Origin of the sequence: Amycolatopsis sp. NPDC021455, assembly GCF_040640995.1 — a bacterium.
In the GTDB taxonomy this organism is placed as follows: domain Bacteria; phylum Actinomycetota; class Actinomycetes; order Mycobacteriales; family Pseudonocardiaceae; genus Amycolatopsis.
This window is the reverse complement of the sequence record NZ_JBFACT010000064.1, coordinates 17,633-33,085: the sequence shown is the minus strand read 5'-3', so window position 1 is coordinate 33,085 and position 15,453 is coordinate 17,633. Positions and strand designations below refer to the sequence as shown.

The 15,453-nt window shown below is 70.7% G+C and carries 10 protein-coding genes; 6 read left to right on the top strand and 4 right to left on the bottom strand.

The annotated features are described in order from the left end of the window. Positions 1-72 precede the first annotated feature (72 nt). The 4 genes from AB0G28_RS39955 (at position 73) to AB0G28_RS39940 (ending at position 7,598) form a co-directional block, all read left to right on the top strand. Complete coding sequence (locus AB0G28_RS39955) at positions 73-1,548, top strand: cytochrome ubiquinol oxidase subunit I (protein ID WP_361102097.1); 1,476 nt, start codon at positions 73-75, stop codon at positions 1,546-1,548. Positions 1,549-2,005: 457 nt separating this feature from the next. Then, a complete protein-coding gene (gene cydB, locus AB0G28_RS39950; RefSeq protein WP_361102094.1) occupies positions 2,006-3,013 on the top strand; it encodes a cytochrome d ubiquinol oxidase subunit II in 1,008 nt (335 codons plus the stop codon). Next, positions 3,010-6,240, top strand: coding sequence for a thiol reductant ABC exporter subunit CydD (cydD, locus tag AB0G28_RS39945; RefSeq protein WP_361102091.1), 3,231 nt, complete (start codon positions 3,010-3,012; stop codon positions 6,238-6,240). Before cydB ends, cydD begins: the two co-directional genes overlap by 4 nt. Positions 6,241-6,299: 59 nt before the next feature. Beyond that, positions 6,300-7,598: a GAF domain-containing protein gene (locus AB0G28_RS39940; protein ID WP_361102088.1), complete on the top strand. Its 1,299-nt coding sequence runs from the start codon at positions 6,300-6,302 to the stop codon at positions 7,596-7,598. Between the two features lie 208 nt (positions 7,599-7,806). Here AB0G28_RS39940 and AB0G28_RS39935 read toward each other — a convergent pair whose 3' ends face one another. Beyond that, a complete protein-coding gene (locus AB0G28_RS39935) occupies positions 7,807-8,433 on the bottom strand; it encodes a response regulator transcription factor (RefSeq protein ID WP_043788689.1) in 627 nt (208 codons plus the stop codon). A 284-nt stretch (positions 8,434-8,717) separates the two neighbouring features. On the opposite strand from AB0G28_RS39935, the gene AB0G28_RS39930 reads away from it, so the two are divergent. Both AB0G28_RS39930 and AB0G28_RS39925 read left to right on the top strand, forming a co-directional pair. Continuing rightward, positions 8,718-9,203 (top strand): excalibur calcium-binding domain-containing protein, encoded by a 486-nt coding sequence (locus AB0G28_RS39930; RefSeq protein ID WP_361102083.1) that lies wholly within the window; start codon positions 8,718-8,720, stop codon positions 9,201-9,203. After that, entirely contained in the window at positions 9,200-9,850 is a 651-nt protein-coding gene (locus AB0G28_RS39925; RefSeq protein ID WP_361102080.1) for a class F sortase, read from the top strand. Before AB0G28_RS39930 ends, AB0G28_RS39925 begins: the two co-directional genes overlap by 4 nt. Here the strand turns inward: AB0G28_RS39925 and AB0G28_RS39920 are convergent. The 3 genes from AB0G28_RS39920 to AB0G28_RS39910 all read right to left on the bottom strand — a co-directional run bounded on the left by AB0G28_RS39920 (position 9,820) and on the right by AB0G28_RS39910 (position 15,445). Continuing rightward, a complete protein-coding gene (locus AB0G28_RS39920; protein ID WP_361102077.1) occupies positions 9,820-12,108 on the bottom strand; it encodes a helicase-associated domain-containing protein in 2,289 nt (762 codons plus the stop codon). The genes AB0G28_RS39925 and AB0G28_RS39920 overlap by 31 nt on opposite strands. A gap of 33 nt (positions 12,109-12,141) precedes the next feature. Further along, positions 12,142-13,170 (bottom strand): restriction endonuclease, encoded by a 1,029-nt coding sequence (locus AB0G28_RS39915; protein ID WP_361102074.1) that lies wholly within the window; start codon positions 13,168-13,170, stop codon positions 12,142-12,144. A 175-nt stretch (positions 13,171-13,345) separates the two neighbouring features. Next, positions 13,346-15,445: an AAA family ATPase gene (locus AB0G28_RS39910; RefSeq protein ID WP_361102071.1), complete on the bottom strand. Its 2,100-nt coding sequence runs from the start codon at positions 15,443-15,445 to the stop codon at positions 13,346-13,348. Between the last annotated feature and the right edge of the window lie 8 nt (positions 15,446-15,453).

Sequence of the window (15,453 nt, the reverse complement as noted above, 5' to 3'; positions counted from 1 at the left end):
GGACGTTGGTCCTGGGCCGGACGGGACCAGTTGATCTGGCTGCCGCACCGGCCCCGGAGCAGGCTGGACCACGTGGAGGTCCTTGAGCTAGCGCGGTGGCAGTTCGGCATCACCACCGTCTACCACTTCCTGATGGTCCCGCTGACCATCGGGCTGTCGATCCTGGTCGCGGCGATGCAGACCGCCTGGGTCCGCACCGGCGATCCGCGGCACCTGAAGATGACGAAGTTCTGGGGCAAGCTGCTGCTGGTCAACTTCGCCATGGGCGTCGTGACCGGCATCGTGCAGGAGTTCCAGTTCGGGATGAGCTGGAGCGCGTACTCGCGCTTCGTCGGCGACGTCTTCGGCGCGCCGCTCGCGATGGAAGGCCTCGTCGCGTTCTTCGTCGAGTCGACGTTCCTCGGCCTGTGGATCTTCGGCTGGGACCGGCTGCAAAAGCATGTTCATTTAATGTGCGCGTGGGCGTTTTCGCTGGCCACGATGGCTTCGGCGTACTTCATCCTGGCCGCGAACTCGTGGATGCAGCACCCGGTGGGCGTGACGTTCGAGAACGGCAAGCCGACCATGAACTCGATCTGGGCGGTGCTGACGAACAACACGGCACTGGCCGCGATCCCGCACACCCTGGCCGGCGCGTTCTCGGTGGCGGCGGCGTTCCTGGTGGGCGTCGCGGGCTGGCACCTCTGGCGGAAGCGTGCTCATGAGGACGTCTGGCGCTCGTCGCTGCGTCTCGGCGCCTGGGTCGGCGTGGCGGCGTTCGCGGTCCTGGCGATCACCGGCGACGCGCAGGGCAAGCTGATGTTCGAGCAGCAGCCGATGAAGATGGCGTCGGCGGAAGCGCTGTGCCACACGGAAAAGCCGGCGAGCTTCTCGATCATCGCGATCGGCGACGTGTCGGGCGCGAACTGCGAGGACGTGAAGACGTTCAACGTGCCCGCGCTGTTGAGCTTCCTGGCGCACAACGACTTCTCGACCGAAGTCAAGGGCGTGGAGAACCTGGTCGGCGAGTACCAGGCGAAGTACGGCACGAACTACCCGGACGACCCGGCGCTGGGTTCGCTGGCCGGCAAGCCGATCGACTACGTGCCGAACCTCCCGGTGACTTACTGGGGCTTCCGCATGATGATCGGCTTCGGCGCGGTGTCGGCGGGCATCGGCGTCCTGGCCCTGTGGCTGACCCGCCGCAACCGCGTCCCGACGGCTCGCTGGTTCCCCTGGCTGGTCCTCGGCGGCATCGCGACGCCGTTCCTCGGCAACAGCGCGGGCTGGATCTTCACGGAGATGGGCCGTCAGCCGTTCGTGGTCGTCCCCAACCCGACCGGCGTCGACGGGGTGTGGATGTTCACCGCCCAGGCGGTGTCGCGCCTGACGACGGGCGAAGTGTGGACGTCCCTGATCGCCCTGACCACGGTGTACGCGGCCCTCGGCGTGGTGGAGCTGTACCTGATGCGCAAGTACGTCCGAGGCGGCGTCGACGCGGTGATGCCCCCGGAGAAGCCGAAGGACTCCGACAAACCGGGCGAGGACACCCTCGCCTTCGCCTACTGAGGAGGCAGGCCATGGACTTCAAGCCAGCCCCCACCCTGCCCGGCAGGGTTCCGGCAATGTCGTGTCGTTGCGGCAGCGCCGAGCTCATTGAACCCACCACCCCGAAGCCGGATTGTGACTACGGCCGGCAGCACCGCGTCAAGGCGGGAAAGCGTGCCTTGACCCGGCACTACCGGCCGTGTGCTGGCTTCGTATCGGGGTGCCGGAGGGGGTCTGGGTGGGCGCAAGTCAGGCTTCAGCGTGCCGTTCGCGCCGGTGAGGCACCTGAAAGCGGCCGCTTCGACTTTACCGAAGCCCCCACCCTTCCCGGGGGGCGTCCCCGAACTCAGTGTATCGGCGTGGTCACTCTCGCGGGTTACCCACAGCAAATCTGTGGACAACTCAACCCGCTGTGGATAACTCACGGCGATCGGGCCGCGAACGGCGGCAAGCGTCGGGGTGTTGTGGTAGGTGCCCGGTGACCCTCGCCATCGTCTGGTTCGCCGTCATCGCCTTCTTCTGGCTCGGCTACCTCTTCCTCGAAGGCTTCGACTTCGGCGTCGGCATGCTGCTGCCCGTCCTCGCCGAGGACAACACTGAGCGCCGCGTCATGGTCAACACCATCGGGCCCGTCTGGGACGGCAACGAAGTCTGGCTCATCGTCGCCGGCGGGGCCATGTTCGCGGCCTTCCCCGGCTGGTACGCGAGCCTGTTTTCGGCCGCCTACCTGCCGCTCCTGCTCGTCCTGCTGGCCCTCATCGGCCGCGGCGTCGCCTTCGAGTACCGCGGCAAGGTCGACTCCGAACGCTGGCGGCGCAACTGGGACCGCGTGATCATGGCCGGCTCGTGGGTGCCGCCGCTGGGCGTCGGCCTCATCCTCGCGACCACCGTCCTCGGCCTGCCCCTCGACGCCGACGGCGACCGCGTCGGCTCCGCGTTCGCCGCCGTCCGCTGGGACACCCTGCTCGGCGCGGTCGCGATCGCCGCCTTCTCGATCACCCACGGCGCCGCGTTCCTCGCCCTCAAAACCAGCGGTGAACTGCGGGAACGCGCGCGCAGCCTGGCGCTCAAGCTCCTGCCCGTCGCCATGGTGCCGATCGTCGCCTTCCTGGCGGTCGTGCAGTGGCGGGAAGGCACGCTGTGGACGCTGCTCGCGTTCGGGATCAGCGCCGTCGCCGCGGTCGTCGCCTGGCTGCGGCTGCGTGCCGACCGCGACGGGCAGGCGTTCGCCGCGCTCGGCGTGGTCATCGCCGGCGCCGCGGTGGTCATGTTCGGCTCGCTCTTCCCGAACGTCCTGCCGTCGACGCTCGACGCCGCCAACACCCTCACCATCGAAGGTGCCGCGTCGAGCCCGTACACGCTGACCGTCATGACCTGGGTCGCCGTCTTCGGCGCCCCGGCCGTGCTGATCTACCAGGGCTGGACGTACTGGGTGTTCCGCAAGCGCATCGGCACCCAGCACATCCCGGCGGTCCACGCACCATGAGCAAGCTTCCCGGACGCGCTCCCCTTCTCGCCTCGGAGTCCACAGTGGACTCGGCGCGGCCGGGAAAGGGCCCGCTCGGCGCATTGCCGGCCCTCGTGCCGGCCGTGCGCCGAGCGCTGGCCCTGGTGGGTTTCCTGTCCTTCCTCAACGCCGCCGCGCTGGTGGCCCAGGCGTTCCTGCTCGCCGACGTCCTCGCGGCGATCGTCGGAGCAGGTTCCGGGGGAAGCACCGCCCAGCTGGCCGCGCTGCTCGCGCTAGTCGTGACGCGCGCGGTGACCGGCTGGGCGGTGCGCACGGTCTCCGCCCGCGCCGCCGCGACGGTCCAGCGCGAGCTGCGCGCGAAGGCCGTCGACCACGTGCTGCGCCTCGGCCCCGAGTGGATCGCCCGTCGTGGCCACGGCGAGCTGACCGCGCTCACCACCCGCGGCCTCGACGCGCTCGACGCCTACTTCCGCGAATACCTGCCCGCGCTGGTGACGGCCGCCGTCGTGCCGCTCGGCGCCGGCGCCGCGATCCTGTTCGCCGACTGGCCGTCCGGCGTGATCGTCGCGCTGACGGTGCCGCTGCTGCCGATGTTCGCGATCCTCGTCGGCAAGTACACCGCCGGCCGCGTCGCGGGTGCGACCGACGCGACCCACCGGATGTCCGAACGGCTCCTCGAGCTCGTCCGCGTGCTGCCGGTGCTGACGGCGTTCCGCCGCGCCGCCGCGCAGGGCGAGACCGTCCGGCGGCTGTCCGAACGCCACCGCCGCGCGACGCTCAAGACGTTGAAGGTCGCGTTTTCGTCGGCATTCGTGCTCGAACTCATCGCGACGCTCTCGGTGGCGCTGGTCGCGGTGGTGATCGGCGTCCGGCTCGTCGGCGGCGATCTGCCGCTGGCCATCGGGCTGGGCTTGCTGATCCTCGCGCCCGAGTGCTACCAGCCCTTGCGCGCGGTCGGCGCCGCGTTCCACGCCAGCGAGGACGGCGTCGAAGCGGTCCGGCGCGTCGCCGACCTGCTGGCGCTGCCCGTGCCGCCTGCCGGGAGCGCGGTTCCTTCGCCGGGCGAGCTGCGCGTGTCGTCGCTGCGGGTCGCGCGACGCGGCGGGTTCGCGCCCGACGGCGAGACGTTCTCGGTGCGTCCCGGCGAGACGGTCTGGCTGCGCGCCCCGAGCGGCGGCGGCAAGTCGACGACGCTCTCGGCGTTGCTCGGCTTCGTCCCGGCCGACGACGGCGTCATCACGGTCGGCCCGACGAACCTCGCCGACGCCGACCTCGCACGCTGGCGTGAGCAGGTCGCGTGGGTGCCGCAGTCGCCGGTGTTCACCGGCGGCACGGTCCGCGAGGAGGTGGGATCGGCCGAATTGCTCGCCGAAGTCGGGCTTGACGGACTCGCCGACCGGCCGGTTTCGCAGCTGTCACTGGGCCAGCGTCAGCGCGTCGCCGTCGCGCGGGCGCTGCAGCGGGTGCGGGACGGCGCGTGGTTGCTGCTGCTCGACGAGCCGACCGCGCACCTCGACGAGGCCAGCGCGCGCCTGGTGCTGGACGCGGTGCGGCGCGCCGTCGACAACGGCGCCGCGGCGATCATCGCGGCTCATGAGCGCACGGCCGCTGTCGATATGCCGTCCGAAGCTCCGGCCGCCCCAGAACTGTCCACAAAGGACTCTTTGCGGCCGCCCCTGGGGTGGCGCGCCCTCCTCGACAGGCGGCTCTTCGGCGGCGCCCTCCTGGGCGCGGTCGCGCTGCTGGCCGGGGTGGCGCTGACCGCGACGTCGGGCTGGCTCATCGCCAAGGCGTCGCAGCAGCCGCCGATCCTGACCCTGACGGTCGCGGTCGTCGGCGTCCGCGCCTTCGGGCTGGGCCGTGCGGGGCTTCGGTATGTCGAGCGGCTGGTCACGCACGACGCCGCGTTCCGCATCGCCGGCCGCGTCCGGGTACGGCTGTGGAATTCGCTGGTCCGGCTCGGGCCGCTGCACGCGGGGGAGGGGCAACGCCGGCTGGTCGCCGACGTCGACACCGTCCGCGACCTCCTGCCGCGGGTGGTGTCGCCGCCGCTGGTGGTCGCGCTGGTCGCGGCCGGAGCGATCGCCGTGCAGACGTGGGTCCTGCCCGCCGCCGGGCTGACGCTCGCGGTGGCCGTGGTGCTCGGCCTGTGCGCGCCGTGGGTCGCGCTGCGCGCCGAGCGCCGGGCGACTTCGGCGCTGGCGACCGGTCGTCGCGAGGTGGCGTCACGTGTCCTGGTGTTGTTCGAAGCGGCGGCCGAGCTCCTCGCTTTCGGGACGGCTCGCGACCACCGCCGCGCTCTCGCCGACGCCGACACGCGCCTGGCCGCACAAGCGCGTCGCCAAGCTTTCGGCGCGGGTGCGGCGGAAGCGCTGGTCACCCTGGTCTGCGGGGCGGCCGCGGTCGTCAGCACGGCGATCGCCGCCCAGGCGGTCGCGGCCGGACAGCTCGACCCGGTCCTGGCGCCGCTGCTCGCGCTGGTCCCGCTCGCTCTCGCGGAGGTCCTCGCGCTGCTGCCGCCGGTGGCGCAGCACTGGGACACGCTGCAGCGCGCGCGTCGCCGTGTGGCGGACGTTCCGGAGCCGCCCTCGCCGGTGCCGGGGCCGATGGTCGCGTTGCGGGGAGCGGACCTCGGCTGGCCGGGAGGCCCGGTCGTGCTGCATGACGTCGATTTCGAACTCGCCCCCGGGACGTACGCCGCGGTCGTGGGACCCAGCGGTGCCGGCAAGTCGACGCTCGTCGCCGCGCTGCTCGGGTTCGTGGCCCCCCGGCGGGGCGTGGTCGCCGTTCCGGACGGGGTGGCGTGGGCACCGCAGGAGCCGATGCTCGCGGCGACGACGGTCGCCGAGAACCTCAGGTTGGCCCGCCCGACGGCGACCGACGACGAGTTGCGCGAGGCGTTGCGGCTGGCCGCGCTCACCGATGGTGCGTTGGAGGGTGCGCCGGAGGTTTCGCTGGAGACGGTGCTCGGCAGCGGCGGCAGCGGGCTGTCCGGCGGACAGGCGCAGCGGGTCGCGGTGGCGCGGGCGCTGCTCGGGGCGCCGTCGGTGGGACTGGTGTTGCTGGACGAGCCGACCGCGCACCTCGACGAGCCGACGGCGCAGGCAGTGCGCGCGCACCTGCGGGAGGCGCTGGCGGGCCGGACGGTGGTGCACGTGACCCACCGCGCCGAAGAGGCCGCCGGCGCCGACGTGGTGCTCGAAGTCCGCGACGGCCGGGTCTTCGCCCGGGTGCCGGTGACGTGATCGATTCCCGCGGTGTCCTTGCCGCGCCGCCACCGCGCCGCGCGATAATGACGGAACTCATGGATCCGACGCTTGCCGCGCGGGCACTGTCCGCCGCCACCGAGATCACGAGCACCGCCCTGTCCGGCGACGACCCGGGCGCGGTGCTGGACACGGTCGTCGCCAGGGCGGCCGAACTCGCCGACGCCGACCTGGGACTGGCCATGGTCAGCGCCGAGGACGGCCGCGTGGTCGTCGAGGCAGCCCACTACGCCACGGCCCACCCGGCCGCTGCCCGTGATCGGGCCGCCGGTGACCCAGCCGGAGGTGATCCAACCGGCGGTGATCTGGCTGCCGGTGATCCGGCCGGCGAGGCGCCGGTCGCCCGCGCGGCCGATGGACTCGTGGCCGATGGGACAGTGGCGTCGGCAGGCGAGAGCGGTGAGTCGTTGCGAGGCCTTGCGCTTCCCTCGGACTCCGCCGCCGGACGCGTCGCCAGGGGTGGGGAGCCCGTGGCCAGTGAAGACTTCACCGTCGACCCACGCACCGCTCCCTACGTTCCCGCCGAGCTCCACGGCTACGGGCCCTTCGCCGCCGCGCCGTTCGGGTCCGGGGGTCGGGTGCTCGGGGCGCTGACCGTCTACCGGAAGCGGGGGCGCGAGCCCTTCTCCGCCGGCACCGTCGAGATGCTCGTCGCCTTCGCCGCCCAGGCCGGCGTGGTGCTGGCGCTCGCCGAGGGCGCCAACGCCCGGCACCGGGTCGCCCTGTACGAGGAGCGGGAGCGCATCGCGCGTGAGCTCCACGACGTCATCGTCCAGCGGCTCTACGGCGCCGGCATGCAGCTCGACCGGGTTCGGCGCAACATGCGCAAGCGGTTCGCCCAAGCCGACGGCGTCCGGCTGTCCGACGCGATCGACCAGCTCGACCAGACCATCGAGGAAATCCGCGGCACCGTGCGTGCGCTCCGGTCACCGGAGCCTCGCCACGACACCGGCACGCCCACCGACCTCGCCGAGTCGGCGCGCGGCGAGGTCCGCATCGCCGGCGAGCTGCTCGGCTACCCACCGACCCTGGAGCTGTCCGGCGAGTTCGCCGACATCCCCGCGGAACGCGCCGACCACATCCGGGCCGCCCTGCGCGAAGCACTGTCCAATGTGGTCAGACACTCCGGCGCGAGCGAAACCCGCGTGACGCTGACCAGGGACTCCGGCGGCGTCAAACTCCGCGTCCGGGACAACGGTTCCGGCGTTCCCCAAGGCGTCGCCACCCGTGGTCTGCGTCATCTCGCCGAACGCGCGGACGCCGCCGGCGGGAAGTTCTTCCTGAACTCCTCACCCAGCCTCGGCACACTCGTCGCGTTCGACCTGCCACTCGACTGACCGGTATTCCGCTCGTCCTAGCCTTCTCGGGTCATCCAGCCTCCCTTCCACGCCCTCGTCATGATCGTACCGGCTCATCGAACATATATTCGACTCACCTTCGGGTGAATCTTTGCCGAAAAGGCCCTGATCGACGTGGCTGACCGTGACGAGATGCGGAAAAGATCGCAGCGAACGGCGGATTGCGGGCGGCGTCGGCCGCACGCGGTTACTTCTCGCGCCGCGCGATCCAGGCGGCCGCCTGGGTCCGGCGCTGCATGCCCAGCTTCGCCAGCACCGACGTGACGTAGTTCTTGACCGTCTTCTCGGCGAGGAACAACCGCTCGGCGATCTCGCGGTTGGACAGGCCCTGGCCGATCAGCTCGAGCACGTCACGCTCGCGCTCGGTGAGCGTCGCCAGCTCGTCCGTCGGCGGGTGCCGCATCTTGTCCAGGACCCGCGCGGTGCTCACCGGGTCCAGCAGCGACCGGCCCGCCGCGACCTCGCGGACCGCGTTCACGACGTCCTGCCCCCGCACCTGCTTCAGCAGGTAACCCGCGGCGCCGGCCATGATCGCGCCGACCATCGCCTCCTCGTCGTCGAACGCGGTCAGCATCAGGCAGGCCGGCGGGTTCGGCTTCGACCGCAACTCGCGGCAGAGCGTGATGCCGTCGCCGTCGCCGAGTCGGACGTCGACCACCGCGACCTCCGGCTCGACGTGCATCGCCACCGCCAGTGCCTCTTCGACGCTGCTCGCCTCGGCGACGACCTCGATGTCGGGCTCGTCGCCGAGCAGGTCGCGGAGCCCGCGGCGGACCAGTTCGTGGTCGTCCACGAGCAGTACCTGGATCGGCATACCCCGAGGTTACGGGGTGCGTGGACGCCGTGGTGGCGGCCGGTCGCCACCGTCACACGTGAATTACCTCAAAGGTGTGACCTCGGACCGCGTAACATTTCGCCCGCCGCGCATTTCTGACCGGCGAATCCGCAGGTCACCGTGGAAACGGGAGAGAATCACGGGACGCGGCGTTCTTCGTGGAGCGCTGGCATTCCCGGAATTTTGGAATGGTCCGTAACGGCCCGGCGGAGGTCGCGATAGTAACCACGCAATCGCCCCGATTCCGCTCGGAAGGAATTCCGTTGTCCTCGTTTCGTCGTGCCCTGATCACGGCCGCCGCCGTGGCCGGGTTCGCATTCCTCGGTCCCGTTCCCTTCGCTTCGGCGCAACTCTCGACGCCGCTCGTCGGCGACCTGAACTGCTCGGACTTCAAGTACCAGGAAGACGCACAGGCCGTTTACGACCGGGATCCGTCCGACCCCAACCACCTGGACGGGAACGACAAGGACGGCATTGTCTGCGAAGCACTCCCGCACCGCCCGCAGCAGCAGGGCACGACCACGCCGACGTCCGAAAAGCCCGCCACCACAACGCACACCGCGCCGAAGACGACCACCAAGAAGCCCGCCACGGGCGGTCAGGTGAAGGTGAAGCCGGTCGGCGGCGTGGCCACCGGCGGCGGTGAGCCGGACGCCGAAATGCCCGGTTTCCTGATGCTCAGCGGCACGCTGCTCGCCGCGGCGGCGTCCGGTGGCATGGTGCTCTACCTGCGCCGGCGCCCGAGTTGAGGCACCCGCGCCTGTGGCCCGCCATCGCGGCGGTCGCCACCGCGCTCGGCGTCGTCCTGGCCGTGGCCGCCGTCCTCGTCCTGTCGCCGCAGGCGACGTCGCCGATCGCCCCGCCCAGCCCGGCCGCCCCGAGTACCACGGGCATCGCGAGCGTCGCGGGCACCGCGGCGGAGACCACCCCCGGCCTCCCCGCGGCGAAACCGGCGTCCCTGACCATCCCGGCGATCGGTGTCCGCGCCGACGCGATCAAGGACCTCGGGCTGGCACCGGACGGCGCGCTGGAGGTCCCCGGCGACGCCACGACGGTCGGCTGGTTCACCGGTGCGCCGACGCCCGGTGAGATCGGCCCGGCGGTGCTGGCCGCGCACGTCGACTACAAGCACGTGCCCGGCGCCTTTTCCCGGCTGAAGGAGTTGCGGCCCGGCGAGCAGGCCAGGGTCGGCCGTGCCGACGGCCGGGTCGCGATCTTCACCGTCTACCGCGTCGACCGTTACGCGAAGGCCGCGTTCCCGACGGACCAGGTGTACGGCGACACGCCGGATCCCGAGCTGCGGCTCATCACCTGCGGCGGCACGTTCGACCGGTCGAGCGGCAACTACCTCGACAACGTCGTCGCCTACGCGAAGCTGACCGCGGTGGAGGCCTGAGCCAGGTCGATGCGCGCCAGTTCGAGCCGGACGTAGGCGCGGTCCTCGAGCGACCAGACGTCCAGGACGTCGCCGTCGATTTCGGGGTACGCGATCACCAGCCGGACGGGTTCGGCGCCGTCCGGGCGGTACAGGACGTCGACCGGGAGCCCGGCTTCGAGCTGCCAGCAGAGCTGTTGCTGCTTCGGCGTGAGGCGGCCGGCGTAGCGATCGCTCATCGCCCGCGCGAGCTGGCCACGCAGCAGGGCCGGCCCGCTCGCCGGGGCCGCCAGCAGCCGCGCGGCGTGTTCGGCGGGATCGGGCGGCAGGTCACCGGCTTCGGGGTCGTGGACGGCCATCGCCGGCTCGACTTGGTCACGGGCGGGCAGCACGATGGTGCCGTCGGAGGCGTGGCGAGTCGGCGCGTAACCCGCTCCGCGCAACGCTTCCAGCGTGCCAGAAGAGTCCACTGTGGACGTCAGCACCGTCGGGGCCACCGCGCGCAGGCCGAGTTTGGCGAGCTTGCGGTGCGCGGCGAGTTCGGCGAGCAGGGCGGGCTCCCCGACGACGACGCTCGCGACGTCGAGCACCTGTGCCTCACCGTGCCGCCGCGCGACGTCGTTGACCAGGTACACCAGCGGTTGCGGCAGTTCGCCCGCGGCGATCGTGCGCAGGTCGTCGAGCAGCTCGGCGGCGGTCGCGCCCTGGTCGAACGCGCGCCGCACGGACGCCGGCGAGAACCGCCAGCTCGTCGCGGTCCCCTGAGCCTCCCGGTCGGCGACGCGGTCGAGCAGCGCGGTGAGCCGGGTGTCGGGCGAGCCGGGCACGATCGCCGTCAGGTCGGTGCCGAACAACGCCGTCGTGCGGGCGCGGGAGACGAGCTCGTCGGCGACTTCCCCGAGCTTTTCCGGGGCGAGCAGCGCGCGCCCGGCCGCGGTGACGGCGCCGTGCGCGACGACGCCGAGCAGCTCTGCCTCGGTGAGCGCGACCCGCAGGTGCCCGGCGAAGTCGTCGGTCGGCAGCATCGGCGCGTGCCACTCGGCGAGCCGGGTCAGCGCGTCGAGGTCCGTGATCGCGTCGCCGGGATCGAGCCGCGCCAGCAACCGCACGACCGCCTGCCGCACGAGCGCGTCGACGTCGGTTTCGTACTCCGGCGGCTCGGGGTCCCACCAGGTCGTCAGCAGCAGGCGGTACAGCAGCGCCGGAGCGGGCCGGGCGAGGTCCGGGTCGGGCGCGAGGGTGGGCGGTGGCGCCTTCCGTCCGCGGCCCGGCGGCTCGGGCTCGTCGGCCAGCAGCAGCCCGGCCTGCGCCGCGAGGTCGATCGCCAGCTCGATCTCCGCGGTCGTGCCCCCGGTCTCCTTGGCGAGCTTCTTGATCAGCCGCACCCCGATCGTGCCGTCCTTGAGCAGCGGAAACGGTTCCGCCGCGGCCAGATCGACGATCGCCGACACCCGATCGAGCAGCCGCAACGCAGCGGCCGACGACGCGGCTTCGGCGGCTTCCGTGCCGATGTGCGTGACGGTGTACGCGGGTTCGTCGGGCGTGAACGGCAGCTGGTGGTCCGGGCCGCGCAGCGCGAGCGCCACCTCGATCGGCATGGCCGCGCTGCCGTAGTAGGTCGCGAACAGAAAACCGTGGTCGAACGCCCAGCCGCCCGGCACGACGCCGTCCACCTCGGGAACGCCGTCGGCCATGTCCCGCAGCACCTTGCGCGTGTCCTCGGGCGCGGTGGCGAACAGCTCGCGGACGCGGTCGCCGTCGCGGAAGAACCGCACGAGCCCGAGCAGCAGCTCCGGCTTCCGTTTGGCGTCGGGCAGGCCGAGTGCCCGGCTGAGCTTCGCCAGCCAGGGCGTGCCGAGCTCGCCGAGCAGATTCGCGACGGGCTGGCCGAGGCCTTCGGGTTCGAAGCTGTTGCGGTGCAGTAAATCCGGCAGGACGACGTTGTCGCCGTCGCGCCACAGCAGGGCACGCTCGGTCAGATCGTCTACAAAGGACTCGACGGACGCGGCCCCGAGCAGCCGGGCGACCTCACCGAGGGGAGCAGGCCGCTGCCCGAGCGCGTAACACAACTGGACGGCACGCATGACCTGAACCAGCGGCATGGGCAACCGAAGCAGGGCTTCGTTGAGGGACTCGGGCGAGGCCAACCGCGCGGCGACGACGTCCAGCCGGCGCGGCCACGGCTCCTCGAGCACGTCCGGCCGGAGGGCCAGTACCTTCGCCAGCCCTTCGCGGTCCAGGCGGGTGAGCCTGCCGAGCAGTTCGTCGGCGTTGGTCACGGATGTCCTTCGAAAGGTCGGTTACCGAGGGCCTCAGCTTACGCTGGGTGGCGTGGCGCCGGCCTCGGGACCGTGTGCGGCGGGCAAGTGGGCGGTGATCCGGTCGGCGATCTGGTCGATCGATTCCAGCAATGTCCGCCGGGGCGCTGTCAGGTCGACCGCGTGGACGAAGAGCTCGATGCCGCCGTGCTTGACCTCGTACGTCTTGAGCGGTTCGGCGCCCCTGGCGTACACCAGGTGCCCCTGACGCAGGTCGAGCGCGGTGCAGTAGGACAGCATCTGGAAGAGGTTGTCGTTGTTGGGTTTCCCCTTGTACTTGGCGTCGACCGCGGCCACCGGCCGGTCTCGGTGGTTCCACACCAGGTCGAGCTTGATCGGGACCTGGTTGCGCTTGTCGAGGTGCGACTTGTAGGGGGTGCTCGGCCACCCTTCGGCTCGGGAGCCGAGCGCCCTCGCGATCGAGCCGGTCACGAAGTCTTCGAAGATGGTCTCGAGGTTGAACATGAACCCGTTGATGCCCAGCGTGCCCGGTGAATGTTCGGGAGAACGGGTCCGCAGGATCACTTCGGCCAGCTCGAGCACGGTGTGATAGCGCTCGTTGAGGCGGTCGGGTGTCCACTTCGGCGGCTGCGCGCCCGGCCGGGGGAATTGAACGCCTTCGAACCTTCCCCGGAGTGCACGCAGTCTTGCCGAGGACACTTCGTCGACTCCGGGAACGGTCAGCATGTGCTCGACGGCGGCCAGAAGGACCCGGTTTTCGGCGATGTCCGGGGTGAAATCGTCGTACTGGATCTCCATCGGCAACGGCTGGTCGAAGCGTCTCCGCAGCTGGTCGGCAAGCCTGATCCGGCCGCGCAAGGCAGTCGATGACTCATCGCGTTGCCGGTAGCCGTGGAGGAGTCCGAGCCGAAGCGCTTCTTCGGCTTGTCGCCACAACGTCTGGGCGACTGCCGGCACAACGCCCTCCTCGGTCGTGGTAGCGACCAGTTCGTCGCGCCAGCCCGCCGGGTTCCGCGCATAGCCCGCCAAGAACAGCAACCGCGAGATCTTCATCTTGGGCATGACCCAGAATTCGAGGTCACCGAGCCGGAAGGCTCCGACCCGGCCCCGCTTGCCGGCGACCGTCCACCAGCCGGTTTCCCGCCGCCGGGCAAGGGTGACCAAGCCTGAAGCTTCGAGCAGTGCCGCTTGTTCTTCGTCGAGCGCGACCGCCGTACCCGGACCGGTTTCGGTGAGCTCAATCGGTGACATCGCTCGGCAAGCTCGCGCGGATCGTCTCCAGCCGGAAGGCGTCCATGGCGGTTCCGCTGCCGTAGTGGTGCTCGGCGAGCAGCGGGAGGATCGACGCCTGCCACGCCCGATCGAGACCGTCCGGCCGCTGGTAGATGCTTTCCCGCATGAGGAACGACGGTCCGACGGCGAGGTCGCGCTGACGGATCGTCCTGTTCAGCGCGTCCAGGACGCGGGGCGCGTCGCGGTTGAATTCGGCGTCCTCGAACGTGGCCAGCCAACGCTCCAGCAAGCCGGCGGTCGGCGGGAGCGACGGGTGCAGCTCGGTGAAGACGAACCGCCGTCGGATAGCGGCGTCGACCTGGGCGATCGACCTGTCGGTCGTGTTCATCGTGCCGATGACGAAGATGTTGGGCGGCAGCGTGAAGTCGGTTCGGTTCGAGTACAGCAGGCTGATCGCCTCGTTCCGGTACTCGAGCAGGAAATACAGCTCACCGAAGACCTTGGCCAAGTTCGCCCGGTTGATCTCGTCGATGATCAGGATGTGCGGCTCCGATGGGTTCTTGCGCGCCGCGTCGACGAGGTTCCGGAACGGGCCGCCGTGCAGGCCGAAGTCGACTTTCCCGTCTTCGCCCTGTACCGGGCGGAACCCCTCGAAGAAGTCTTCGTAGGTATACGAAGGGTGGAACTGCACCAGCTTGACCGCGGTGAGGTCGGCCAGCAGGTGGGCGAGTTTCCGGGCGAGAAACGTCTTCCCGGTGCCCGGCGGCCCATGGAAGATGAGCTGCTTGTACTCCCAGAGCAGGTCGGCTTGAGCCTGCAGCCAGTCCCGTTCGACGAGGAGCCGGTCGGCCGCCTCCTCGGTGATGGTGGGGAAGGCCAGTTCACGCTGGGGCTCGACAGCGGGGTCTTCGATCGTGACACCGAGGTTCCGGAGCACTCGCTCGACGGTTCCCAGGTTGTCGGTCAGCTCGACGATGGCTGACTGGCTGCTGAGTTTCGCGCGGAGCTCCTGCGGCAGCTCGTCCACGGTGGGTGGGTTTTCGACCCGGAACCACCGTGCGAACCGGCGCAGGTTGGATCGGGTGTTCCCGGACAGAAAGCCGGCAGGGCCGTCGACGCGGCCGAAGTAGACGTGCTCCTGCTCGTCCCGGGTCAGGAGGTAGTCGCCGAGCTGGATCCGGTTGAGGAAGTCGTTGAACTCGGTGAAGCGTTGCTTCTGGGCGTTGTAGGACAGGTGCTGGTAATCCTGGTCCACCGCCTTCCGGAGCCGCTCCGTCGAAACGGGCAGGGCGAGCGGGCGGAGATTGGACGGCAGCGACACGAAGCCCTCGTTCAGCCAGCCGCCGACGAGCTCTCGTTCGTCCGCCGTGGTTCCTTGGACCAGCCAAGCCCGGCGAAGTGGAGCGGGTTCGGCGAGCAAGTCGTCGTCCAGCTGCTCGATCAGCACCTCGGCGGAGAGCCGGGACTCGGGGGAGGCGTGGCCGAACACGTCGAACTCCACGCCTTCGGACTCCAGGCGCTTCCGCACGTCCATTCCCCGATACCGGACCGGCAGCATTCCCTCCGACGGCAACGAGCCGTCCACCTCCAGGATGCGGTGCGTGCCCGCCGGCCCGGTGCGGGCGAGGAAGTGCCCGATGTGCTGGGGCGACTGTCCGGTGACTTCGGAGAGGTCCTCGTAGGAGCTCCAGAAACCGGGGCTGACTTCGCCGACGAGCTGGATGATGGTGCGCTCCGAGCCGCTGAGCCGGGCGACCGCTTCATTGCGTTGCTTGCGCAGCTCGCCGAGGCGAGCCTTCAACTCCGCCAGCAGCTCGTCTTCGGAATACGTCTCCAGCGCGATTTCGCCGGCGTCGGTCAGTGACCAGCCGCCGATCTTGCTCATCCAGCCGATCGTCGCCGCGTCGCCGGTGTGGTAGCCGAGGTGGACGCGCCAGCGTACCCGTCCTTCGTTGTCCTTCGCCCGCTCATACGGCGACAGGTGATCCCCGAGGCGCTCCTCGACACGCTCGTAGACCTGCCCCGGCTTCAGCGGGCTGTCGGCGTCCCGGAGGACTTCAAGGCTCGCTCGAAGGAGAGGTGCGACGCGTACGGTGTCGGCCAACGAAGCTC

Excerpts from the sequence above, each read along its gene's own strand:
- AB0G28_RS39935 (WP_043788689.1), bottom strand. The coding sequence starts at position 8,433 with ATGCCGATCCAGGTACTGCTCGTGGACGACCACGAACTGGTCCGCCGC.
- AB0G28_RS39915 (WP_361102074.1), bottom strand. The coding sequence starts at position 13,170 with ATGCCCAAGATGAAGATCTCGCGGTTGCTGTTCTTGGCGGGCTATGCG.
- cydD (WP_361102091.1), top strand. The coding sequence starts at position 3,010 with ATGAGCAAGCTTCCCGGACGCGCTCCCCTTCTCGCCTCGGAGTCCACA.
- AB0G28_RS39940 (WP_361102088.1), top strand. The coding sequence starts at position 6,300 with ATGGATCCGACGCTTGCCGCGCGGGCACTGTCCGCCGCCACCGAGATC.